At 68.0% G+C, this 24,192-nt stretch carries 21 protein-coding genes; 9 read left to right on the top strand and 12 right to left on the bottom strand.

Annotated features, from left to right (window positions below; genetic code table 11):
* Nucleotides 1-1,467 carry a CYTH and CHAD domain-containing protein gene (locus IC40_RS0120060; RefSeq protein WP_030136471.1) on the bottom strand — a complete coding sequence of 489 codons (1,467 nt, stop codon included), beginning with the start codon at nt 1,465-1,467 and terminating at the stop codon, nt 1-3.
* Nucleotides 1,468-1,609: 142 nt separating this feature from the next.
* Between IC40_RS0120060 and IC40_RS0120055 the strand changes: the two genes are divergently transcribed.
* On the top strand, nt 1,610-2,389 hold the full coding sequence (locus tag IC40_RS0120055) for an enoyl-CoA hydratase/isomerase family protein (RefSeq protein WP_030136470.1): 780 nt from the start codon (nt 1,610-1,612) through the stop codon (nt 2,387-2,389).
* A 20-nt stretch (nt 2,390-2,409) separates the two neighbouring features.
* On the opposite strand, the gene panB is transcribed toward IC40_RS0120055, so the two are convergent.
* Nucleotides 2,410-3,240, bottom strand: a complete 831-nt coding sequence (panB, locus tag IC40_RS0120050; protein ID WP_030136469.1) for a 3-methyl-2-oxobutanoate hydroxymethyltransferase — start codon at nt 3,238-3,240, stop codon at nt 2,410-2,412.
* Between the two features lie 160 nt (nt 3,241-3,400).
* Here panB and IC40_RS0120045 point away from each other — a divergent pair, with 160 nt between their 5' ends.
* From IC40_RS0120045 to IC40_RS0120020, 6 genes are all read left to right on the top strand, one after another.
* Nucleotides 3,401-4,795, top strand: a complete 1,395-nt coding sequence (locus IC40_RS0120045) for a WS/DGAT/MGAT family O-acyltransferase (RefSeq protein ID WP_030136468.1) — start codon at nt 3,401-3,403, stop codon at nt 4,793-4,795.
* Between the two features lie 48 nt (nt 4,796-4,843).
* Nucleotides 4,844-6,355, top strand: a complete 1,512-nt coding sequence (locus tag IC40_RS0120040; RefSeq protein ID WP_090558989.1) for an alpha/beta hydrolase — start codon at nt 4,844-4,846, stop codon at nt 6,353-6,355.
* 84 nt (nt 6,356-6,439) lie between these two features.
* A complete protein-coding gene (locus IC40_RS0120035; RefSeq protein WP_036470408.1) occupies nt 6,440-7,906 on the top strand; it encodes an alpha/beta hydrolase in 1,467 nt (488 codons plus the stop codon).
* Nucleotides 7,907-7,977: 71 nt separating this feature from the next.
* Nucleotides 7,978-9,315 (top strand): glutamine synthetase family protein, encoded by a 1,338-nt coding sequence (locus IC40_RS0120030; RefSeq protein ID WP_030136465.1) that lies wholly within the window; start codon nt 7,978-7,980, stop codon nt 9,313-9,315.
* Nucleotides 9,316-9,324: 9 nt separating this feature from the next.
* Nucleotides 9,325-12,285, top strand: coding sequence for a bifunctional [glutamine synthetase] adenylyltransferase/[glutamine synthetase]-adenylyl-L-tyrosine phosphorylase (locus IC40_RS0120025; RefSeq protein WP_030136464.1), 2,961 nt, complete (start codon nt 9,325-9,327; stop codon nt 12,283-12,285).
* Nucleotide 12,286: 1 nt separating this feature from the next.
* Nucleotides 12,287-12,913: a PaaI family thioesterase gene (locus tag IC40_RS0120020; RefSeq protein WP_030136463.1), complete on the top strand. Its 627-nt coding sequence runs from the start codon at nt 12,287-12,289 to the stop codon at nt 12,911-12,913.
* Here IC40_RS0120020 and IC40_RS0120015 read toward each other — a convergent pair.
* The 4 genes from IC40_RS0120015 to glnA form a co-directional block, all read right to left on the bottom strand.
* Complete coding sequence (locus tag IC40_RS0120015; protein ID WP_030136462.1) at nt 12,910-13,341, bottom strand: DoxX family protein; 432 nt, start codon at nt 13,339-13,341, stop codon at nt 12,910-12,912. The genes IC40_RS0120020 and IC40_RS0120015 overlap by 4 nt on opposite strands.
* Before the next feature lie 34 nt (nt 13,342-13,375).
* Nucleotides 13,376-13,801, bottom strand: coding sequence for a DoxX family protein (locus IC40_RS0120010; RefSeq protein WP_030136461.1), 426 nt, complete (start codon nt 13,799-13,801; stop codon nt 13,376-13,378).
* 11 nt (nt 13,802-13,812) lie between these two features.
* Nucleotides 13,813-14,511, bottom strand: coding sequence for a hypothetical protein (locus tag IC40_RS0120005; RefSeq protein WP_030136460.1), 699 nt, complete (start codon nt 14,509-14,511; stop codon nt 13,813-13,815).
* Nucleotides 14,512-14,628: 117 nt separating this feature from the next.
* On the bottom strand, nt 14,629-16,065 hold the full coding sequence (glnA, locus tag IC40_RS0120000) for a type I glutamate--ammonia ligase (RefSeq protein WP_030136459.1): 1,437 nt from the start codon (nt 16,063-16,065) through the stop codon (nt 14,629-14,631).
* Between the two features lie 126 nt (nt 16,066-16,191).
* On the opposite strand from glnA, the gene IC40_RS0119995 reads away from it, so the two are divergent.
* The gene (locus IC40_RS0119995; protein WP_019512396.1) at nt 16,192-16,674 is read left to right on the top strand and encodes an RDD family protein; all 483 of its coding nucleotides are present in this window, start codon (nt 16,192-16,194) and stop codon (nt 16,672-16,674) included.
* A 36-nt stretch (nt 16,675-16,710) separates the two neighbouring features.
* Here the strand turns inward: IC40_RS0119995 and IC40_RS0119990 are convergent, their stop codons facing one another.
* From IC40_RS0119990 to sucB, 6 genes are all read right to left on the bottom strand, one after another.
* Nucleotides 16,711-18,534: an amidohydrolase gene (locus tag IC40_RS0119990; RefSeq protein WP_030136458.1), complete on the bottom strand. Its 1,824-nt coding sequence runs from the start codon at nt 18,532-18,534 to the stop codon at nt 16,711-16,713.
* Nucleotides 18,535-18,625: 91 nt separating this feature from the next.
* Nucleotides 18,626-19,378: a DUF4191 domain-containing protein gene (locus IC40_RS0119985; RefSeq protein WP_030136457.1), complete on the bottom strand. Its 753-nt coding sequence runs from the start codon at nt 19,376-19,378 to the stop codon at nt 18,626-18,628.
* A gap of 9 nt (nt 19,379-19,387) precedes the next feature.
* Nucleotides 19,388-20,326, bottom strand: a complete 939-nt coding sequence (gene lipA, locus IC40_RS0119980; protein ID WP_030136456.1) for a lipoyl synthase — start codon at nt 20,324-20,326, stop codon at nt 19,388-19,390.
* Nucleotides 20,323-20,994: a lipoyl(octanoyl) transferase LipB gene (lipB, locus tag IC40_RS0119975; protein ID WP_030136455.1), complete on the bottom strand. Its 672-nt coding sequence runs from the start codon at nt 20,992-20,994 to the stop codon at nt 20,323-20,325. Before lipB ends, lipA begins: the two co-directional genes overlap by 4 nt.
* Nucleotides 20,995-21,004: 10 nt before the next feature.
* A complete protein-coding gene (locus IC40_RS0119970; RefSeq protein WP_030136454.1) occupies nt 21,005-21,916 on the bottom strand; it encodes a TIGR01777 family oxidoreductase in 912 nt (303 codons plus the stop codon).
* A 3-nt stretch (nt 21,917-21,919) separates the two neighbouring features.
* Nucleotides 21,920-23,689, bottom strand: a complete 1,770-nt coding sequence (sucB, locus tag IC40_RS0119965) for a 2-oxoglutarate dehydrogenase, E2 component, dihydrolipoamide succinyltransferase (RefSeq protein ID WP_030136453.1) — start codon at nt 23,687-23,689, stop codon at nt 21,920-21,922.
* A gap of 144 nt (nt 23,690-23,833) precedes the next feature.
* Here sucB and IC40_RS0119960 point away from each other — a divergent pair, with 144 nt between their 5' ends.
* Nucleotides 23,834-24,190, top strand: a complete 357-nt coding sequence (locus IC40_RS0119960) for a hypothetical protein (RefSeq protein ID WP_030136452.1) — start codon at nt 23,834-23,836, stop codon at nt 24,188-24,190.
* Nucleotides 24,191-24,192 lie beyond the last annotated feature (2 nt).

Here is a 24,192-nt window from a genome sequence, read left to right as displayed (position 1 = left end):
CTACTTCTTGACGGCCTTCTTCAGCGACGCCAACGCCTCGTCGATACCGGCCTCGGCCTCCAGGGCCACCTCGACCTCCTTCTGATACAGCACGCCGTAGGTGAACGTGTCCTCGCCGGCGGCATGCGCGGCGTCGGCCTCGTGCAGCAGATGGGTCCGGCTCACCACGCTGTCCTGGTGGTCACCGAGCAGACTCTGGATCGTCTTGGCCTTGGCCTCCACCGCGGTGTCACCGATCGCCGAGGCAGTATACCGAAGTCGCTTGGCACGCTTGCGAATCCGATGCAGCGACTCATCTGTGCCGTCCTCGGCGGCGGTCTTCGCCGCCTTCTGCACCTTCTTGTATGCCGCCGAGACGCTCGCCGCTGCCGACTCCGACCCGGACTTCCCTGCGGTCTCCGACGGCGCGGCCACCAACTCGTCCAGACCGTCGAGCAGGCGGAAGTACCGCTCCGAGCGCATCGCCGACAACGACCGGCGCCACCCACCCGCATAGCGGGCCTTGGCACCGTCGACCAGCCGAGCCCGCACCGGCCCGCGCACCAACTCCGGGGCCAACGAGTCCAGTGCCTTCTCGTACTTCTCGGCGAGCACCTCGGCATCACGGGCCACCCCGAGGATGCCCGCCAGCAGCTTCAGCTCGTCGAGGATCCAGGAATCCTTGGCCAACCCGAACGACTCGTCGGCCAGCAGGCTGCGGATCTTGCGGGTGGTGACGCGCATCTGATGCACCGAATCCCACGCGTCGGCGCGCACCGCCCGATCCCACACCAACAGCTCGGCGACGTTCTCGGCCACCGCCCGGCGCACCGGATCGGACGCCTCGACCGCGGCGGCTGCCGACGGCTCACCGGTGGCCAGCACGCGTGCCAGCTTCGACCCGTGCCCGGCCGGTACCGCACCTGCGTCCAGCAGTCGGTTGGACAGCCGGTCCAATAGATCGGAGGCCTTGCGCGGCGCGCCGATCAGCTCCAGCTCCCATTCCCGCCAGGTCTGCGGCTCACTGTCGGGTTGCAATGCCGCCGCGTTGACCTGGTCATCGCAGAACTCGGCCAGCGGTGTGTCATCGGCACCGAACAGCAGCGAGATCGTCCGGTTCGTGGTGATGCGCGCAACGGCCGACAGCGGACGATCCCGCACGATCGCGGCGACGACATCGCGGATGTCCGCGGGCACCGAGTCGGCCAACGGCGCCCGCACCTCGGTCCGTGCATCCGGTCCGGCGGGCAACTTCACATGCCAGCCCTCATCGGTGCCACCGGTGCGACGGCGCAGGGTGATCTTGTGGGCGGCCAGATCATGGGACGGTGTGTCGTAGTACACCGCCTCCAAGAGTTGGGTCGGCTCGTGCTGGACCCTGGACACCACGGCGAGCCCCTCGAACGACGGCGAGACCGTGCTCTCGACGACGTCGAACTTGCGCTCAACCTCGGTGTGGCGCGACGTCTTTGGTTTGTCGGCAGGCATGTTCACCCTTGTTCGATGTGGCACCCGGATTGTGTTGTGAACAGCGTGCCACATCCAGGTGAACGACCCGCCGGGCGCGTGAGTGGCCCGAAACCGGGGCGGGTGAGCTCTCTGGCAACGGTGACGTAATACCGTGAGCGCCATGACCGCTTTCGAGACGCTGAAGTTCACCAGGGCCGGGTCCGTCGTCACCATCGTCCTGGACCGGCCCGAGGCCGCCAACGGCATGAACGCGGAGATGACGCGCGACCTGGCCGCCGCCGCCACGCTCTGCGATACCGCGGAGACCAAGGTGGTCACCCTGACCGGTGCCGGCCGGTTCTTCTGCGCGGGCGGCGATCTGAAGGCGATGGCCGCCGCGGACGATCCGGGCGCCTTCGTCAAGGGCATCGCCAACGACCTGCACCGGGCCATGTCGACCTTTGCCCGCATGGACGCCGTCCTGATCACCGCGGTCAACGGGGTCGCCGCCGGAGCCGGTTTCTCCCTCGGCGTCTCCGGAGACCTTGTGCTGGCCGCCGAATCGGCATCGTTCACGATGGCCTACACCAAGGCCGGGTTGAGCCCCGACGGCGGCGCCAGCTACGTGCTGCCGCGGCTGATCGGCCTGCGCCGCACCCAGGAACTGATGATCACCAACCGGGTGGTTAAGGCCGCAGACGCGCTGGACTGGGGATTGGTCACCACCGTCGTTCCCGACGCCGAGCTTCCCGACACGCTGGCCGAGCTGGCAGAGCAGGTCGCCGCGGGTGCTCGTGGCTCCAACTCGGCGGTCAAACAGCTGCTGCTGTCCAGCTACTCGAGCGGATACGAGGCGCAGTTGGAGCATGAGGCGCGCCATATCGCCACGAACGCCTCCTCCGCCGATGGCAGAGAAGGCGTCGCGGCGTTCGTGGGTAAACGGGCGCCTGCCTTCGGCTGAGCCGAAGAACAGGCCGACAGCTAGTAGGAGTGTTCGTCGGCGGGGAACACCCCGCCGGCGACCTCGTCGGCGTACTGCCGAGCCGCACGTCCCAGCTCGGTGCCGATCTCGGCGAACCGCTTCACGAACTTCGCGGTCTTGCCCGAGGTCAGCCCCGCCATGTCCTGCCACACCAACACCTGGGCATCGCAGTTGGGCCCGGCGCCGATGCCGATGGTCGGGATGGTCAGCTTGCCCGTGATCTGGGTGGCCAACTCGGCGGGCACCATTTCCAGCACGACGGCCACCGCACCGGCCTCGGCCACCGCGATCGCATCGTGGATGGTCTGGTCGCCGTTGTCGCCGCGCCCCTGCACCCGATAACCACCAAGGCCGTTGACACTCTGCGGGGTGAACCCGATATGCGCGATCACCGGGATGCCCGCCTGCGTCAGCGCCGCGATCTGCGCAGCGACCCGCTCGCCGCCCTCCAGCTTCACTGCGTGCGCCCCGGTCTCCTTCATGAAGCGGGTCGCGGTCTCCAGCGCCTGGTCGACGCTGCGCTCGTAACTGCCGAAGGGCAGGTCGGCGACCACCAGCGCGTGCTGGGCGCCGCGGACGACCGCGCTGACCAACGGGATCAGCTCGTCGATGGTGACGCGAACGGTGGTGTCGTAGCCGTACACCACGTTGGCCGCGGAATCACCGACCAGGAGCACCGGGATCCCCGCGTCATCGAAGATCCGTGCGGTGGAGTAGTCGTATGCGGTCAGCATGGACCACTTGTGGCCCTCGGCCTTCCACTTCTGCAGGTGATGGGTGCGAACCTTCACGGGCATATTGCCGGCACCATAAACGGACTGCTCAGACATCTTTGTCCTTCGATGTGTGTTGTCGGGTAGTCCTCGAGGCCCATCCGGGTCCCCGGGTCTTCTGACGCCGACAAGTCTGCCACCTTGGGTCACGTCGGGTGAACAGCGTGGTCGAGTGGATTTGCTCACACCGGTCATCGGCAGCCCTAACATCGGCAGCATGCAACGACTCAGTGGGCTCGACGCCAGCTTCCTCTATCTGGAGACGGCAGCCCAGCCGTTGCACGTCTGTTCCATCCTCGAACTGGACACCGCCACGATGCCCGGCGGCTACACGTTCGACCGGTTGCGCGACGAGCTCGCCATGCGGGTCAAGGCGATGCCCGAGTTCCGGGAGAAGCTCGCCGACAGCCGGCTCAACCTCGATCACCCGGTGTGGGTCGAGGACCCCGATTTCGATGTGCAGCGCCACCTGCACCGGATCGGCCTGCCCGCACCCGGGGGCCGCGCCGAGCTGTCGGAGATCTGCGGTCACATCGCCTCCCTGCCGCTGGACCGCAGCCGTCCGCTGTGGGAGATGTGGGTCATCGAGAACGTCGCGGGCACCGACGCGCACTCCGGCGGGCGGCTGGCACTGTTGACCAAGGTGCACCACGCCGCGGTCGACGGTGTCACCGGCGCCAACCTGATGTCGACGTTGTGCACCACCGAACCCGACGCCCCGCCGCCCGACCCGGTGGACGGCCCCGGCAGAGCGACCGAGCTGGAGATCGCGATCAACGGTGCACTTCGGTTCGTCACCCGTCCGCTGAAGCTGATGAACGTGCTGCCGTCGACGGTGTCCACCGTCGTCGACACCGCACGCAGGGCGACGAAGGGGTTGACCATGGCGGCCCCGTTCGCCGCACCCAAGACCCCGTTCAACGCGAATGTGACCGGGCACCGCAACATTTCGTTCGCCGAGATGGACCTCGCCGACATCAAGACCGTCAAGGACCGCTTCGGGGTGAAGGTCAACGACGTGGTCATGGCCCTGGTCGCCGGTGTCCTGCGCCGGTACCTGCTCGACCGTGACGAGCTGCCGGAGTCCTCTCTGGTGGCCATGATCCCGGTATCGGTGCACGACAAGTCCGACCGGCCCGGTCGCAATCAGGTCTCCGGCATGTTCTCGTCACTGCACACCAACATCGCCGACCCGGTCGAGCGCCTCAAGGCCATCGCCGAAGCCAATTCGGTGGCCAAACAACACAGCTCGGCCATCGGGGCAACCCTGCTGCAGGATTGGACGCAGTTCGCCGCCCCTGCGGTGTTCGGCATCGCCATGCGCGTGTACGCCCGCAGCAAGCTCTCGGCCGCGGCGCCGGTACACAACCTGGTGGTCTCCAACGTGCCGGGACCGCAGGTCCCGCTGTACCTGCTGGGCTGCGAGGTGAACGCGATGTACCCGTTGGGCCCGATCTTCCACGGCTCGGGGCTCAACATCACCGTGATGTCGCTGCGCGGCAAGCTCGACGTCGGCATCATCTCCTGCCCCGAACTGGTGCCCGACCTGTGGGAGATGGCCGACGATTTCACCGTCGAGTTGGCGGACCTGCTGGCCGCGGCGCGCGCCTGACCTCGCCCTCACCAGCTGTGATGTCGGCGCATGGCAGCATGGTCAGCCATGAACCTCACGCGCGGGATTCTCGCGGCCTCGATGACACTGCTGCTGGTATCCGGATGCAGCAACGCCATCGAAGGTCGCGCCGTGCTCTCCGCCCCGCGGCCCGGCACCCCCGTGCAGTGGGCGCCGTGCGAGGCGGGGGCGGGGGAGTCGCAGATTCCCACCGGCGCCGAATGCGGGCTGTTGTCCGTGCCCGTCGACTACGACAAACCCGACGGCGACGTCGCCCAGATCGCGATGATCCGCATCAAGGCCACCGGAACCAAGATCGGCACCCTTTTCATCAATCCCGGCGGCCCTGGTGAATCCGGTGTGAAAGCGGCGGCCTCGCTGGTGGGCAGCCTGCCCCAGCCGGTGCGGGAACGTTTCGACCTGGTCGGTTTCGACCCGCGTGGGGTGGGCGCGTCCAAGCCCGCGCTGTGGTGCAACTCCGACGAGGACAACGATCGCCAACGCGCCGACCCGACGGTGGAGTACGACGACGCCGGCGTCGCCCATATCGAGGCCGAGACCAAGGCCTTCGTGGACCGCTGTGTGCAGAAGATGGGTGAGGAGTTCCTGGCGAACATCGGAACCCAAAGCGTGGCAAAGGATCTCGATGCCATGCGACAGGCCGTCGGTGACGAGAAGCTGACCTACCTCGGCTATTCCTACGGCACCAGGATCGGCGCCACCTATGCCGAGCTGTTCGGTGGCGACAAGGTGCGCGCGATGATCCTCGACGGCGCGGTCGACCCCAACGCCGACCCGCTGGAGGCCGATCTGCGTCAGGCCAAGGCCTTCCAGACCGCGTTCGACGATTACGCCGCCGACTGCGCCAAGGATCCGGAATGCCCGCTGGGGACCGATCCGGCCAAGGCCACCGAGGTGTACAAGTCGTTGGTCGATCCGCTGGTCGACAGCCCGGCCAGGACCCGCGATCCGCGGGGGCTCGGCTACAGCGACGCGGTGGTCGGCACGATCCTGCCGCTGTACTCGCCGAGCCTGTGGCGCCACCTGACCGACGCGCTGACCGAGCTGCGCGCCGGCCGCGGTGACACCATGCTCGCGCTCTCCGACCTCTACATGGGTCGCGATGCCGACGGCCACTACAACAATTCGACCGATGTCCGGGTCGCCGTCAACTGCGTCGACGAACCGGCGATCACCGATCGCGATGTCGTCATCGAGCAGGACCGCAAGCTCCGTGAGCTCGCGCCGTTCATGAGCTATGGCGAGTTCACCGGTAACGCGCCGATGGGAACCTGCTCGTTCTGGCCGGTTCCGCCCACCTCGGAGCAGCACGAGCTGCGGGTGCAGAACATGCCGCCCACCCTGGTGGTGTCGACCACCAACGACCCGGCGACGCCGTACCAGGCCGGTGTCGACCTGGCCCGCCAGCTCGGCGGGACGCTGCTGACCTACGACGGCACCCAGCACACCGTGGTGTTCCAGGGCGACCGGTGCGTCGACGACATCTCCAGCAAGTACCTCGTCGATCTCCAGGTCCCGCCGCCGGGCACCCGCTGCTGACCGACGACCGACAGGTCACGGCTGCGTCACCGTCTGATCTCCGCGGCGGTGCGCAGCCGAGCCGACGCGGCGGCCCGTGCGAGCATGGCCGGCATGTGGCTGGCGGGCAGGGTTTTCGCGATGCTGCTGGCCCCACTGATGCTGGCCGGCGCGCTCGTCGTGCCCGCGCAGGCCGCCGTCGCGTGGGGCGGCTGCGCACAGCTGCTGGGTGACCGGCCGCTCATCGCCACCGCACAGTGCGGCACCGTCGCCGTCGACGGGGCGGAGCTGGCGGTCATCCGGGTACCCGCATCGGGGGAGCGGATCGGGATCCTGATGGTCAATCCCGGCGGTCCCGGCGCCTCGGCGGTGGACACCGTCGCCGATATGGGAACGGCCTTGGCGGACACCGAGATCGGCCGCCGCTTCGATCTCGTCGGCTTCGATCCGCGTGGGATCGGTTACTCGACACCGCAGCTGCGCTGCCGCACCGACGCCGATATCGACGCCTACCGGCGCGAGCCGATGGTCGACTACAGCCCGACCGGAATCGCCCATATCGAAGACGTGTACCGCTGGTTCGGGCAACGCTGTCTCGACCAGCTGGGCGCGCCGTTCCTGGCCGGTCTCGGCACCGACACCGCCGCCGACGACATGGACACCGTGCGCGCCGCCCTCGGTGAGGAGCAGCTCAGCTACCTCGGCTTCTCCTATGGCACCGCGCTGGGTACCGCCTACGCCGAGCGCTACCCGGATCGGGTGCGCGCCATGGTGCTCGACGGTGCGCTCGACCCGGCTGTCGATCCGATCGAGCGGAACATCGCCCAACTCGCCGGGTTCCAGGGCGTTTTCGACGAGTACGCCACCGACTGCGCCCGCTCGCCGGCCTGCCCGCTGGGCACCGACCCCGCCGCGTTCGTCAGCCGCTACCACGAGCTGATCGACCCACTGGTCCAACGGCCGGGCGCGACCTCCGACCCGCGCGGGCTGAGCTACTCCGACGCGATCACCGGTACTGCCAACGCGCTCTATTCGAAGCGGTACTGGCCCTATCTGACCAGTGGTCTGCTGGGGCTGGCCCACGGCACCGATGCCGGCGACCTGCTGATGCTCGCCGACAACTACCTGGGCCGTGATGCGGATGGCCGCTACAGCAGCCAGCAGGACGCCTTCACCGCGATCCGCTGTGCCGATGGCCGCTTCTCACCGGACCCGGCGGTGTGGGTGGACGCCGACCGGCGCACCCGGGCGGCCGCACCCTTCCTGGAGTACGGCAGCTTCACCGGGTACGCGCCACGCGATATCTGCGCACTGTGGCCGGTGTCGTCCACCCGCGAGCCGCACCCGGCCGTCTCGCCGGGGCCGGGCAAGGTCATCGTCGTGTCCACCACGCGTGATCCGGCGACCCCATACCAGGCCGGGGTGAACCTGGCCGCGCAGCTGCAGGCGCCGTTGGTGACCTTAGAGGGCAGCCAGCACACGGTGGTGTTCAACGGTGACGCCTGCGTCGACACGTCGGTGCTGGCGTTCCTGACCGATCTGACCCAGCCGCCGCCCGGGTTGCGGTGCTGAATCGGCCGATTCGTCGCCACCGGACTCGGCCGCGTAACACAGATTTAACAGCCGGTACCTAGGCTTCGCCTATGGACCGCCAGAAGGAATTCGTGCTGCGCACGCTGGAGGAACGCGATATCCGTTTCGTCCGGTTGTGGTTCACCGACGTGCTCGGCTACCTCAAGTCGGTGGCCATCGCGCCGGCCGAACTCGAGGGTGCCTTCGAGGAGGGCATCGGCTTCGACGGCTCCTCGATCGAGGGTTTCGCCCGGGTGTCGGAGGCCGATATGGTCGCCCGCCCCGATCCGTCCACCTTCCAGGTGCTGCCGTGGTCGGACAGCGCGGGCAGGCACCACTCGGCGCGGATGTTCTGCGATATCACCATGCCCGATGGCTCACCATCCTGGGCGGACTCGCGGCATGTGCTGCGCCGCCAGCTCGCCAAGGCCAGCGACCTCGGCTTCTCCTGCTATGTGCACCCGGAGATCGAGTTCTTCCTGCTCAAGCCCGGCAACGACGAAGACCCGCCGGTACCGGCCGACAACGGCGGTTATTTCGACCAGGCCGTGCACGACTCGGCGCCCAACTTCCGCCGCCACGCCATCGACGCCCTTGAGCAGATGGGCATCTCGGTGGAGTTCAGCCACCACGAGGGTGCGCCCGGCCAGCAGGAGATCGACCTGCGCTACGCCGACGCCCTCTCGATGGCCGACAACGTGATGACCTTCCGCTACCTGGTCAAAGAGGTGGCCCTCAGCGACGGCGTGCGGGCCTCTTTCATGCCCAAGCCGTTCTCCGAGCATCCCGGTTCGGCGATGCACACCCACATGAGCCTGTTCGAGGGTGACACCAACGCCTTCCACAGTCCCGACGACCCGCTGCAGCTCTCCGATGTCGCCAAGTCGTTCATCGCGGGAATCCTTGAGCACGCCAGCGAGATCAGTGCCGTCACCAACCAGTGGGTGAACTCCTACAAGCGGCTGGTGCACGGTGGCGAGGCGCCGACCGCCGCGTCATGGGGCGCAGCCAACCGCTCGGCCCTGGTGCGGGTGCCGATGTACACCCCGCGCAAGGCGTCGTCGCGGCGCATCGAGGTGCGCAGCCCGGACTCGGCCTGCAACCCCTACCTGACCTACGCCGTGCTGTTGGCCGCCGGCCTGCGCGGAGTGGAGAAGAACTACGTGCTGGGCCCGCAGGCCGAGGACAACGTGTGGAGCCTGACGCCCGAGGAACGCCGCGCCATGGGCTACAAGGAACTGCCGGGCAGCCTCGGTGTGGCGTTGGCCGAGATGGAGAGCTCCGAGCTGGTGGCGGAAGCTCTGGGAGAGCACGTGTTCGACTACTTCCTGCGCAACAAGCGCACGGAGTGGGAGAACTACCGCAGCACCGTCACCCCGTTCGAGCTGAAGAACTACCTCTCGCTGTAGCTTTAGAGGGTGTCCAAACCCGTCACTCAGCGTCCCAAGCTGCCCGGTGTCGGGCGACTGGGCCTGGTCGAGCTGACCGCTCGGGCGGACCTGGACCGGCTCGGCTGGAACACCGACGACCACGTCGAGCTGCTCTGGTCGCTCTCGCGTGCGCCGGACGCCGATGCCGCGCTGCGCGCGATGGTGCGCCTGGCCGACGCCCTCGAGGACGACTGGGACGAGCTGAACGCCGCGCTGCTGAAAGACAAGTCGCTGCGCGGGCGATTGTTCGCCGTCCTTGGCGGATCGCTGGCACTCGGTGATCACCTCGTCGCGCGCCCGCAGTCCTGGCGGCTGTTGGCCGGCGCGGTCCGGCTGCCGGACCGGGATGCGTTGGCCGAGCAGTTCGTCGCCGCCGCGCACGAGGTCGCCGACACCCGATTGGCCAGTCTGCCGTTGCAGACGCTCTACCGGGACCGCCTGCTGGTGCTGGCCGGGCTGGACCTGGCGCCGACGGTCGAGAACGAGCCCGTGCTGCAGTTCAGCACGGTCGGCGAACACCTTGCCGACCTCGCCGATGCCGCGCTGGCGGCGGCCCTGGTGATTGCCGTCAAGACGGTATGCGACGATCCGGGGAAGGCGCCGGTCATCTCGGTCATCGCGATGGGCAAATGCGGTGCGCGCGAGCTCAACTACGTCAGCGACGTGGATGTCATCTTCGTCGTGGAGAACGCCGATGCGGTCAGCACCCGGGTCGCCGGGGAGATGATGCGATTCGCCGGGGACACCTTCTTCGAGGTCGACGCGGCGCTACGCCCGGAAGGCAAACAGGGCCAGCTGGTGCGGACGCTGGAATCCCATATCGCCTACTACGAACGGTGGGCCAAGACCTGGGAGTTCCAGGCGCTGCTCAAGGCCCGTCCGGCCGCCGGGGATCCGGAATTGGGCGCGCGCTATATCGAGGCCCTCATGCCGATGGTCTGGACCGCCTGCGAGCGTGAGGATTTCGTCCCCGATGTGCAGGCCATGCGTCGCCGCGTCGTCGAACTGGTGCCGGCCGGTGTGCGTGACCGCGAGCTCAAGCTGGGCACCGGTGGCCTGCGCGATGTCGAATTCGCGGTGCAGCTGCTGCAATTGGTGCACGGTCGCACCGACGACACGTTGCATGTCGCGTCGACCGTCGATGCGCTGGCCGCACTGGGCAGCGGTGGTTACGTCGGCCGCGATGATGCCGCCAATCTGACTGCGTCCTACGAGTTCCTACGATTGCTCGAACATCGGCTGCAGTTGCAGCGGCTCAAGCGCACGCACATGTTGCCCGAACCCGATGACGAGGAGGCGCTGCGCTGGCTGGCGCGCGCGGCGCATGTCCGGCCCGACGGCCAGCACGACGCCCTCGGCGTGCTGCGCAACGAACTCAAGCGGCAGAGCCACCGCGTATCGCGATTGCACGCCAAGCTGTTCTATCAGCCGCTGCTGGAGTCGGTCGGTAAGCCGGGCATCCATGAGGTGATGTCCACCGAGTCGGCCGAACGACAGCTGGCCGCACTGGGTTACGAGGGTCCGAGCAGTGCGTTGACCCACCTCGCGGCGCTGACCGGTGAGGGCGGCCGCCGCGGGCGGGTGCAGCAGGTGTTGTTGCCCACGCTGTTGGACTGGTTGTCCGACACCCCCGATCCCGACGCCGGGCTGTTGGCCTACCGGCGCATCAGCGAGGAACTCGGTGATCTGCGCTGGTATCTGTCCACGCTGCGTGACGAGGGGGCGGTCGCCAAACGTCTGATGCGGGTGCTGGGCACCTCGGCCTACGTCCCCGATCTGTTGATGCGCGCTCCGGAGGTGATCCAGCTCTACGCCGACGGGCCGTCGGGTCCGAAACTCCTTGATGCCGACCCGGATACGGTCGGTCGGGCGTTGGTCGCCTCGGCCGCGCGGCACCAGGATCCGGCCCGCGCGATCGCCGCGGCGCGCACCCTGCGTCGCCGCGAGCTGGCCCGCATCGCCTCGGCCGACCTGTTGGGCATGCTCGAGGTCACCGATGTGTGCCGGGCCCTGACCTCGATCTGGGTGGCGGTGCTGCAGGCCGCGCTGGACGTGGTGATCCGGGACAAGACCCCCGCGGGGGGAGCGCCGGCGCGCATCGCGGTGATCGGGATGGGTCGGCTCGGTGGCGGCGAACTGGGGTACGGCTCGGATGCCGATGTCATGTTCGTCTGCGAGCCCGACAACGGCGCCGAGGAGTCGGTCGCGGTCAAGTGGTCGGTGACGATCGCCGAACAGGTGCGCGCGCTGCTCGGAACCCCCAGTGCCGACCCGCCATTGGAGGTCGACACCGGTCTGCGGCCGGAGGGCCGCAACGGTCCGCTGGTGCGCACGCTGGCCTCTTACGAGGCGTACTACTCCCAGTGGGCGCAGCCGTGGGAGATCCAGGCCTTGTTGCGGGCGCATCGGGTGGCCGGTGATCTGGAGTTGGGGGAGCGGTTCCTGCATCTGGTCGACAAGACCCGTTATCCGGCGGGCGGGGTGTCGGCCGAGGCGGTTCAGGAGATCCGTCGGGTCAAGGCGCGCGTGGATGCCGAGCGGTTGCCGCGCGGTGCCGATCCCAACACCCACACCAAGTTGGGCCGCGGTGGATTGGCCGATGTCGAATGGACCGTACAGCTGCTGCAGTTGCGCTACGCCCACGAGATACCGGCGCTGCACAACACCTCGACATTGGCGACCCTGGATGCGATCGGTGCGGCGGAGCTGCTTGCCGAGGGTGACGTCGCCCAGCTGCGGGAGGCGTGGCTGACGGCCACCCGGGCACGCAACGCGCTGGTGCTGGTGCGCGGCAAGGCGACCGATCAACTGCCGGGCCCCGGTCGGCAACTGAACGCGGTCGCCGCGGCGGCGGGGTGGGCCGGCGGTGACGGCGGCGAGTTCCTCGACAACTACCTGCGCGTCACCCGGCGTGCGAAAAACGTGGTACGCAACGTGTTCGGAGCCTGAGATGCAGCCCTTCCCCGAGATCACCGCCGACGAGCATGACCGTCAGCGGGACCTCTACGGTCCGCTCACGGCGGCGATCCGCAGGCTCGTCGACGCCGGTATCCGCACCGGCGCCGACGCCGATACCGTGCGCACCGCGCAGGCGGCCATCGAGGCCGCCGCCGAGGCGCTGGAGGGCAGGCAACACGATGCGCCGCGGACCTTGCGGCATGCCGAGACGGGACGCCCCGTAACCTGGGCCGACCCGGCGATCGGTCTGCGCAATGCCATCGCACCGCCGCTGCACATCGAACACGACGAGGACGGCCGGTGCTGGTCGGAGTTCAGCCTCGGGATGCCGTACGAGGGTCCGCCGGGGCGGGTGCACGGCGGCATCTGTGCGTTGGTGCTCGACCACATTCTCGGCGAGGTGGCCAGCGAAGGTCTGGTGAAGCCGAGGTTCACCGGGACCCTGACATTGCGGTACCGACGCGGGACACCGCTGGGCCCGCTGCGGGCCGAGGCCTGGGTCGACCGCATCGACGGGGTGAAAGCCTTTGCCCGCGGCCACATCCTGGATGCCGAAGGCCCCACGGTGGAAGCCGAGGGCATCTTCGTCATGCCGGCGTGGGCGCGCCCCGCGGTCTAGCGTGCCGGCCGGACGCGCTTCCTCCCGATGACGCTGTCCAGCGCGATGGAACCACCGCCGATGAACACCAGCAGCAGGAAGCCGAAGCAGTAGAGCACGGCGGGCTCGCCGCCGTTGTCGATCGGCCACAGCGCGGTGGGCTGGTGCGCGGTGAAGTAGGCGTAGGCCATCTCGCCGGAGGCGATGAACGCGGCGATCCGGGTGAACAGTCCGGTCAGGATCAGCAGGCCGAGGACGAGCTCGATCACGCCGGCGTACCAGTAGGGCCAGGTGCCGACGGGCACGGTCCCGCTTTCCATGGCGGTGGGGAAGCCGAAGAGCTTCTGGGTGCCGTGCACGGTGAACAGCAGTCCGAAGACGATCCGGAAGGCCGACAGTGCCAGCGGGGTGAATGGGGCGAGCTTGGAATCCAGACCGGTAGATGACATGGACCCGATAATAGGACCGTAGTCCGTTTTGGATCTAGTCCGCCGGCGTGCGACTTCTCACTCGGTCGAGGGAATACGCGCCGCCGCCGGTGAACACCAGCAGCAGGAAGACGAAACAGAACAGGATGGCGTCGAGGCCGCCGTTACCGCCGTACTCGGGGCTCACGATCGGCCACAGCCCCAACGGCTGGTGTTGCCAGAAGTAGGCCACCGCCATCGATCCCGACGCGATGAACGCCGCGCCGCGGGTGAACAGGCCGACCATGATGAGCACCCCGGCGACCAGCTCGATCAGACCTGCGTACCAGACCGGCCATGACCCGATCGGCATCTCCATCGCGATGGGCCAGCCGAAGATCTTCGAGGTACCGAACAGGGTGAACAGGAACCCGATGACGACCCGGACTAGACTCAGTACCGCCGGGGCCGCCGCGTTGAGGCGATCGGACAGATTGATCATGTCGTCTGACCCTACCCACCGGCGGCAAGGATCCGCATGAACCGCTTCTTCTTCATGTTCTGCTGGATCACCCAGGACACGTCCGGATCGGTGTCATCCAGCGACGAGAAGACCGGCAGGCCGGCCTCCGGTGCTGCGGCCACCGCGACGCTCCAGCAGTAGCCCAGCGCCTGGCGCAGTGTGCGCAGCGCGGGGTCCCGGCGCGCTTCGGCAGGCCACCCCGACACGACAGCCGTTGCGGCGGTGCATGTATCGATGGCACACGCCGCCGCGGCCGGGGTGCCCAGCAGTCGAGGTTCGCAGATCGCGGCGACCGCCGCGCGCACCACCAGGGGGTCCGGGTCGCGGGCCCACCGCGTGACCAGCTTCTGCACGGTGCCGATATCGCTGTCTGCCAACAATTGCAGTCCGAGGACCACGCCCTCGCGGACCCGCCAGCGTGGATCGCGGGCCGATGAGTGCGCCCGCGCCCGCGACGCGGTGTCGGTGGCGCGGGCGCCGAGCGCGACGGCCGCGCACATGGCGCGGTATTCGTCAGGACTGTCGATCACTCGGTCGATATCGGCCGGATCGGCCAGCGCGCCGAAGGCCAGCGCCAGCTCGGTGTTGGCCCGGGGGCCGGGCAGCCCGGAATGCTCGTCGAGGTAGCGCGGCCACCGGGGCCGTGGGAGGGCGCGGAGTTCGGCGGTCCAGTGCGTCCGCGGTGTCATGGACCAGAGCTTAGGGCTACCGGGGAACTTCCCCGCGAAAGCAGCAGTGCCCCAGGTCATACGACCTGGGGCACCGCTGTCGACTGCCTTGCTTCAGACGTCTGGTCAGACGTCTGATTACACGTCGTAGTACAGGCTGAACTCGTACGGGTGAGGACGGATCTGGATCGGCATGATCTCGTTCTCCCGCTTGTAGGAGATCCAGGTCTCGATCAGATCCTCGGTGAACACGCCACCCTCGGTGAGGTATTCGTGGTCCTCTTCGAGCTTGTCGATCACCGCGGCCAGCGAGGTCGGGGCCTGCGGGATGTTGGCGGCCTCGTCCGGGGGCAGCTCGTAGAGATCCTTGTCGACCGGGGCCAGCGGCTCGATCTTCTTCTTGATGCCGTCGATACCGGCCATCAGCATGGCCGCGAACGCCAGGTACGGGTTACCCGAGCTGTCCGGGCAACGGAACTCAAGACGCTTGGCCTTGGGGTTGTTACCGGTGATCGGGATGCGCACGCATGCCGAGCGGTTGCGCTGGCTGTAGACCAGGTTGATCGGGGCCTCGTAGCCCGGCACCAGACGCTTGTAGGAGTTCACCGTGGGGTTGGTGAAGGCCAGCAGCGACGGGGCGTGGTGCAGGATGCCGCCGATGTAGTGGCGCGCGATGTCCGACAGACCGGCGTAACCGGACTCGTCGTGGAACAACGGCTTGCCGTCCTTCCACAGCGACTGGTGGGCATGCATGCCCGAGCCGTTGTCGCCGAAGAGGGGCTTGGGCATGAAGGTGACGGTCTTGCCGTTCTGCCATGCGGTGTTCTTGATGATGTACTTGAACAGCAGCACATCGTCGGCGGCGGCCAGCAGGGTGTCGAACTTGTAGTTGATCTCGGCCTGGCCTGCGGTGCCCACCTCGTGGTGACCGCGCTCGAGCACGAAGCCGGCGTTGGTCAGGTTGGTGGCCATCTCATCGCGCAGATCCACGTAGTGGTCGTACGGCGCGACGGGGAAGTAGCCGCCCTTGGGGCGCACCTTGTAGCCACGGTTGGGGGAGCCGTCGGCCTCGTAGGGCTCGCCGCTGTTCCACCAGCCGGACTCGGAATCGACCTCGTAGAAGGTGCCGTTCATCTTCGAGTCGAAGCTCACCGAGTCGAAGATGTAGAACTCGGCCTCGGCACCGAAGTAACAGGTATCGGCGATACCGGTGCTGACGAGGTAGTTCTCCGCCTTGCGGGCGACGTTGCGCGGATCGCGCGAGTAGGCCTCACGGGTGAAGGGATCGTGCACGAAGAAGTTCAGGTTCAGCGTCTTGGCCGCCCGGAACGGATCGATGCGCGCGGTGTTGGGGTCGGGCAGCAGCATCATGTCCGACTCGTGGATCGACTGGAAGCCGCGCACCGAAGAGCCGTCGAAAGCCAGTCCGTCCTCGAAGACGCTCTCGTCGAACGCCGAGGCCGGGATAGAGAAGTGCTGGACGACACCGGGCAGATCGCAGAACCGAATGTCGACGTACTCGACGTTCTCGTCCTTGATCAGCTTGAAGATGTCATCGGAGGTCTTTTCTGCCACTACGAATTCTCCTTTTCTGGTGACCCGCGCGTTGACGCTATGGACACCATGTTGCACGGTCATCAACCGTATGTTGCGTAGACGTTACGCAATGGCCCCTCGGCCCCGGGAACCTATGCTTGGGGCATGGCCCGTGAGATCTCATCCTGGTTGTCCGGACCGGAGCCCTTCGATTCGGCCGCAGGCGCCCCCGGACAGGACCGCGGGGACTATCCCGGGCACCGGCTGGGTTTGCCGCAACACGGATCGGGTTCGATCGCCGGCTTCGGCAGGCGCGCGGCCGCACTGCTCATCGACTGGCTGATCGCCTACGGGCTCACCGCGCTGGGCATGTCGTTCGGACTGGTCTCGCTGACCATGATGTCCACGGTGGTCCTGCTGGTGTGGTTCGTCCTCGGTGCGGTATCGGTGCGACTGTTCGGTTTCACCCCTGGCCAGCTCGCGCTCGGGCTGATGGTGGTGTCGGTGGACAACCGTCAGCATGTCGGACTGGGCCGGGCCGCGGTGCGCGGCCTGCTGGCCGCTCTGGTGATCCCGGCGCTGTTCACCGACTCCGACCAGCGCAGCCTGCACGATCTGGCCACCAAGACCGCCGTCGTCCGGCGATGAGCGCTTGCGCGAAGAGCAGACGGAACCGCTGATCGGTCAAGCCTGGTGCCGGACCTGACCGTTCATCATCGTCATCGTCACCTCTGCGGCATGGATCTCGTGCGGGTCGATTTCGAAGATGTTGCGGTCCAGCACGATCAGATCGGCCAGCTTGCCGACCTCCACCGAACCCACCTTGTCCTCCAGCCGGATCTGATACGCCGCCCCGAGGGTGTTGGCGTGCACGGCCTGCTCGACGGTCAGCTTCTGGTCGGCCGGGGCCAGCACCGGGGCGTCCGGATTGCCGATGAGCTGACGGGTGACGCCGATCTGGATGGAGTCCAGCGGTTTGTAGGTGGAGAAGTAGCCCGCCGCAGGCCAGTCGGTACCGAGCGAGATGCGGCCGCCTGAACCGAGCACGGCCTGCGGCCGGTAGAGCAGGTCCTTGCGCGGAGCGCCGTAGCGAGCACCCATGTTCTCGATGGTGTCCGGGTCGGCCGACATCCAGTTCGCCGAGAACTGCGCGGTGACACCCAGCTGTGCGAAACGTGGTGCGTCGGAGTCCTCGACGTAGACCAGGTGCGCGATGGTGTGACGCCGGTCCCGCGGCGGATTGGTCGCGGCGGCGTGCTCGACGGCGTCGAGACCCACCCGGGCTGTGCGCTCACCACAGGCGTGGATGTGCACGTCGTAGCCGGCCGCGTCGACATCGCCGACCAGTCGGTGCCACTGCTCCTCGGTAAAGGGGGAAGCACCGGTGGAATCGGGTTTGTCGGCGTAGGGCTCGATGAGCCAGGCGGTGTACCCGCCCTGGGTGCCATCGCCGACGATCTTCACCACGCCGACCGTCACCAGCTCGCTGGAGATGGCGTCACGCACCGCGGTGAACTTCTCGACGGTGCCTTCGATCGGGGCGCCCCGCACCGAGTACGAGGCCACCACGCGAAACGGCAATTCGTTGCGCTGCTCGATATCGGTGTAGATCCGCAGGATCGCCGCCTGATCGTCACCGATGGGTGGCACCCCGGCATCGAAGACCGACGTGATACCGGCCGCCGAGGCCTTGGGCAGCCAGCCCTGCACCAGCGTGGCCATGGTGTCCGGGGAGATGGGTTCGACGGCGTCGACGAGGCCGAGCACCGCGTTGACCTCAAGGACGTACCCGGTGGGCTCGCCGTTCTCGTCCCGCGCGTAGTAACTGAAGCCGGGGATCGGGTCCGGGGTGTCGCGGCTGACGCCGGCCAGCTCCAGGGCCTTGCTGTTGGCCCACAGGCTGTGCCCGTCGATGGCGAAGAAGAAGCCGGGCCGGTCGGGCAGTACCCGGTCGAGATCGGCGCGGGTTGGTCCCTGCGGTCCGAACATGTCGACGCGCCAACCGAATCCACGCACGGGGCCGGTCGGATTGGCCTTGGCGTAGGCGGCGATGGCATCCAGGGCCTCGGTCAGCGTCGGCACCTGCAGGTCGACACCGGAGGTCAGGAAGGCGCCGAGGAACGGGTGGGTGTGGCCCTCGACGAAACCGGGCATCAGCAGCTTGCCGCCGAGGTCGATCACCCGGGTGTCCGGGCCGGCGAGCGCCATGGCGCCGGCGTCATCGCCGACGTAGCTGATGGTGTTCCCGGTGACCGCGACCGCCTGGGCCCATGGGGCAGCACCCGCCACGGTGTAGACCCGTCCGTTGCGGAATACGGTGGTCGCCGAGTCACCCGGTCCGGGGGTCGGGTCCGCGCCGGAGGTGGGCGCCGGCGCGGAGTCCGGAGCGCAGGCGGCGAGCGAACCGACGGCGGCGGCCGCCGCGACGATGGTCGCAGCGCGCAACACGGTGCGCCGGTTGGCGGTCAGTGCGGAGAAGTGCGGAGCCCATTCACATGCGGTGCACATGCACCCGCCCGGCTGTCATGGGTGTATCTAAACAACAGGGGTGGGCCGGTGACGGCGACTCGCCGAAAATTGCCGCCGCGCCGTGGACGCCCTACTTGCGGCGGACGGTGCGCCCGACGCCGCGCATCTTGGCCTGGTTGGGCAGCGGGCCCTTGGGCATGGCGGCCGGGCCGATCTTGGAGCCCAGCGCCACCAGCTTCGATTCCAGCGAATCCATCTGCTTGGTCGTGATGTTGGCAGGCAACTTGCCCAGATGGCGCTCCAGCTTGGCCAGCGGCACCTCACCCTCGCCGTTGCCCACCACGATGTCGTAGATCGGCACATCGCCGACCAGCCGTGCGGTCTTCTTCTTCTCTTGCGCCAGAAGCGGTTTCACCCGGCTGGCCGAACCCTCGCCGACCAGGATGACGCCCGGGCGACCGATCACCCGGTGCACGGCGTCGAAGTGCCCGGTGGCCGCGACCCCGGGGGTGACACGCCAGCGGCCGCGCAGGTTGTCCAGTGCCCAGGCGGCCGCACCGGTCTGCCCTTCGGCCTTGCGGTAGACCGATTTCTGGGCGCGACGGCCGAAGATGATGAAGGCGACCAGCGCACCGAGGATGATGCCCAGCGGGATCATCATGTACAAGGTGAAACCGCCGGCCAGCACACCGAGCGCGATCGAGATACCCACGATGAGCACGAACGCGCCGATCATGTACGGCAGCAGCCGGGTGTCCTCTTTGCGCTGGATCTGGAAGGCCTGCCACAGCTGACTGCGGCGCTGCTTGGACGCAGCCTTGCGGGCGGCCTTCGCCTCGGCCTTGGCAGCCTTGGTCTGGGCGGGATTACGCGATTTCGCCATTCGACAAGTTTACGATGCGCCGGCGGCTGCTCTGACCCGCGCAGCCTCGGCGTACAACTTGCCCGCCCGGTAGGACGACCGGACCAGCGGTCCGGCCAGCACACCGGTGAACCCGATGCTCTTGGCGTAGTCGGAATGCTCGACGAATTCCTCGGGCCGCACCCAGCGCTCGACCGGATGATGACGCGGCGACGGGCGCAGGTACTGGGTGATGGTGACGATGTCGCAGCCCGCTTCGTGCAGATCGACCAGCGCGGTGCGCACCTCCTCGGGGGTCTCGCCCATTCCGAGGATGAGGTTGCTCTTGGTCACCAGCCCGAAATCGCGCGCCGCGGTGATGACGTCGAGGCTGCGCTGGTACCGGAAGGCGGGACGGATGCGCTTGAAGATGCGCGGCACCGTCTCGACATTGTGGGCGAACACCTCGGGGCGGGACTCGAACACCTCGGCGAGCTGTTCGGGTATCGCATTGAAATCCGGGGCGAGCAGCTCGACACCGGTGTTCGGGTTGAGCTGGTGGATCTGGCGGACGGTCTCGGCATAGAGCCAGGCGCCGCCGTCGGGCAGATCGTCACGGGCCACCCCGGTGACCGTCGAGTAGCGAAGGCCCATGGCCTGGACGCTCTCGGCGACGCGGCGCGGTTCGTCGCGGTCGAGCTCGGCGGGCTTGCCGGTGTCGATCTGGCAGAAATCGCAGCGCCGGGTGCACTGTTCACCGCCGATGAGGAAGGTGGCCTCGCGGTCCTCCCAGCACTCGTAGATGTTGGGGCAGCCGGCCTCTTCGCAGACGGTGTGCAGACCCTCACGCTTCACCAGGCTCTTGAGTTCGGTGTACTCCGGGCCGGTGCGCAGCTTGGTCTTGATCCACGGCGGTTTGCGCTCGATAGGGGTCTCGGCATTGCGCACCTCGAGGCGCAACAGCTTACGGCCTTCGGGTACGACACTCACGACGACAATGCTACGCGGATATGTCCGTCCAAAGCGCCCGAGACGGCCTCTGCCACCGCGTCGGTGACATCTTTCACTCGTACGTGCCTACCCAGTTCGGCGGTCAGCGATGTGACCCCGGCGTCGGCGATACCGCACGGGATGATCCCGCCGAACGCGCCGAGGTCACAGTCGCAGTTGAGTGCGAACCCGTGCAGGGTGACCCCGCGGGCCACCCGGATGCCGATGGCGCCGACCTTGCGCGCGGGACCCGCAGGCCCCGCGGGCACCCAGACCCCCGACCGTCCGTCGACCCGGGTCGTCTGCAGGCCGAGGTCGGCGCACACCGTGATGAGTGCTTCCTCAAGGCGCCGAACGAAATTCACCACGTCCAGCGGCTCGGCGAGTCCGATGATCGGGTAGCCGACGAGCTGTCCGGGTCCGTGCCAGGTGATCTTGCCGCCGCGGTCGGTATCGACGACGGGAGTGCCATCCACCGGTCGCTCGTGTTCCTCGGTGCGCTTGCCCGCGGTGTAGACCGGCGGGTGTTCGAGCAGCAGCAGCGTGTCCGGGCCGCCGGCCACCCGCGCGTCGGCGATCTCCCGTTGCAGCTGCCAGGCCTGCACGTAGTCCAGGCTGCCCAGCACGCGGACCTGCAGCGGTTCGGCGGAGGAGCGGATGGAGGTCACCCGAGTGACGTTACGCCGGTGGGACACCGGCGGTCACATAGCTCAGCGCGGCGCCGACGGTGTTGTGGTGGAAGACGAAACCGGCCCGCTCGAGTGCCGCCGGGATGGCCCGCTGGCCGGCCAGCAGACCCTCGTCGGCGAATTCGCCGAGGGCTGCGCGCAACGCGAACCCGGGGACGATCATCGGGGTGGGGCGGTTCAGGGCGCGGCCGAGCGCAGCGGTGAACTCGCCGTTGGTCACCGGTGCCGGGCCGGTGAGGTTGACCGGGCCGGCAAGTTGCTCATCGGTCAGGGCGAACCGGATCGCGCGGACCTCGTCCTCCAGGCTTATCCACGGGAAGTACTGCCGCCCATTGCCCAGCCGGGCGCCGAGGCCGAGACCGAAGATGGGACGCAGGCGGTTGAGCATCCCGCCGGACGGGGAGAGCACCAGCCCCGTCCGCAGCAGCACGACCCTGGCGCCGGCGTCCCCGGCGGCCGCGGTAGCGGCCTCCCAGTCCGCGCAGAGCTGGGCCAGGAATCCCGCGCCGCACGGGGCGGTCTCGTCGACCACCCGGCCTCGGGTGTCCCCGTAGTAGCCGACCGCGCTGGCGTTGACCAGCAACGGGATGCCCGCATCGGCCACAGCCTCGGCGAGCACCTCGGTCGGCCCTATCCGGCTGTCCCGCAGACTCTGCTTGAACGAGCCGGACCAGCGTTTGTCGCCGACACCGACGCCACACAGGTTGACCACCGCGTCGACGCCGACCAGTGCGTCGATGTCGAGCTGTCCGGTGGCCGGGTCCCAGAACACCTCGTCGGGACCCGACGGCGAAGTGCGCACCAGACGCAGCACCCGATGGTCGGCGGTGCGCAGCGCGGTCGTCAGGGCTGAACCGATCAGCCCCGACGACCCCGCGACAGCGATGACCTGCCCGGCCATCGGTTACAACCCCAGATCGGCCTCGAACGCGCCTTCTTCGAGCCGGCGCTTGACCGTGGTCAGGAAGCGGCCGGCATCGGCACCGTCGATGAGGCGGTGATCGTAGGTGAGCGGCAGGTAGGCCACCGACCGCACACCGATCGACTCGTTGCCGAACTCGTCGGAGATGACGCGCGGGCGCTTGACGATCGCACCGGTGCCCAGCATCGCCGCCTGCGGCGGGACCAGGATTGGGGTGTCGAACAGCGCGCCCTGGCTGCCGATGTTGGTGATGGTGAAGGTGCCGCCGGACAGCTCGTCGGGCTTCAGGTTGCCCGACCGGGCACGCGCGGCGATATCGGCGATGGCCCTGGCCAGGCCGCCGAGGGAGAGATCACCGGCGTTGTGGACGACGGGGGAGAGCAGACCCTGCTCGGTGTCCACCGCGAAGCCGAGATGCTCGGCGTCGTAGTAGGTGATCTCCTTGGTGTCCTCGTTGTAGCTGGCGTTGATGTTCGGGTGCGCCTTGAGGGCGTCGACGACGGCGACCGCGAAGAACGGCAAGAACGTCAGGTTGACGCCCTCACGCTCGGAGAAGCTCTTCTTGGCCTTGGCGCGCAGCGCGACGATCTTGGTCAGGTCGACCTCGTGCACCTGGGTCAGCTGCGCGGTGGTCTGCAGGGATTCGCGGGTCTTCTTCGCGGTGATCTGCCGGATGCGGTTCGCCTTCTGCGTGCTGCCACGCAGATGTGCCAGGGCCGGGGCCGGGGCGGCCTCCTTCTTCTGGCCGGCCGCCGGACCGGCGGTCGAGGCGGCGGGGGCCTGCGGTGCCTTTGCCGCCTCCGCCGCGGCGAGCACATCCTGCTTGCGAATGCGCCCGCCCACGCCGGTGCCCTTCACCGACGACAGGTCGACGTCGTTCTCGGCGGCGAGCTTACGCACCAGCGGTGTGACATACGGGTTGGCGTCGGACTCGCTGCCCGCGGCCGCCGGGGCGGGCTCGGCCTTGGGCGCCGGCTTGGGCTCGAGCTTGGGTTCGGGCTTGGCCTCTTGCTTGGGCTCCGGCTTCGGCTCGGGCTTGGCTTCCTGCTTGGGCTCTTCCTTGGGCTCTGGTTCGGGCTCTGGTTCGGGCTCCGGCTCGGGTTCGGCGGCACCCTCGGCACCGGCGTCACCGATCTTGGCCAACTCGCCGCCCACGGCGACCACATCGTCCTCTTCGGCGCTGATCGACAGCAGCGTGCCCGCGACCGGCGACGGGATCTCGGTGTCGACCTTGTCGGTGGACACCTCGACGAGCGCCTCATCGACGGCGACCTCGTCGCCGACCTTCTTCAGCCAGCGGGTGACGGTGCCTTCGGTGACCGACTCGCCCAGCTCCGGCATCTTCACCGACGTGGCGTCACCACCGCCGGATGCGGCCGGCTTGGCGGGCTTGGACTCTTCGGGCTTGGACTCTTCGGGCTCGGACTCTTCGGGCTCGGACTCTTCGGCGGCGGGCTCAGGCTCGGGCTCGGCTTCCTCGGCGGGGGTCGAGTCACCGGTCGGGGCGGACTCGCCCTCCTCGCCGATCAGCGCGAGGTCGCCACCGACCTCCACGACATCGTCTTCGGCCGCGATGATCTTGGTGAGCACGCCGGCGGCCGGTGACGGGATCTCGGTGTCGACCTTGTCGGTGGATACCTCGAGCAGTGGCTCGTCGACGGCGACGGTGTCACCCTCTTGCTTGAGCCATCGTGTGACGGTCCCCTCTGTGACGCTCTCACCGAGTGCGGGCATCTGGACTGAGATTGCCATGGGTTTTGACTCCTCGAAAGTCATCGTCACGTGTCGAATGCGGTGCCCTTCCATCCTGTCATGTCCGCCGGTCGCGGTCGTCGCGGACCGCCGACTCGATGCTCTGGCACCATCGAATCAAGGGTCGGAGAGGAGAATCCGCAGTTGGGACTGTTGGACAAGTGGCGGCGGCCGCGCGGTGGCGCGCGGGGCCTTGCCCGTAAACAGGCATCGGCCGACCTGGACTATCTGCGCCACTGGGTCGCGACACACACCGGGGTCGAGGCATTCGTCGAACCTCAGACCACGGTCACCGAGGTCACCGTGGTGCTGGTGGCCGTCGATGGTGAATGGACCCGCAGGCGCACCGGTGGGGAAGCAGGAGCCAAACGGCTGAGCAGGCAACTCGACATCCCGGTGTACGACGTCCAGAAGGTCGGCTATCCGCAGCGGATGCGCGACTACGATGCCCGACGCCGGATCGAACGTGACCGGGAACGCCGCCGTGAACTAGAGGGGTAGCC

It is taken from the genome of Mycolicibacterium neoaurum ATCC 25795, from assembly GCF_000691525.1.
In the GTDB taxonomy this organism is placed as follows: domain Bacteria; phylum Actinomycetota; class Actinomycetes; order Mycobacteriales; family Mycobacteriaceae; genus Mycobacterium; species Mycobacterium neoaurum.
This window is presented reverse-complemented; position numbering and strand designations above follow the sequence as displayed.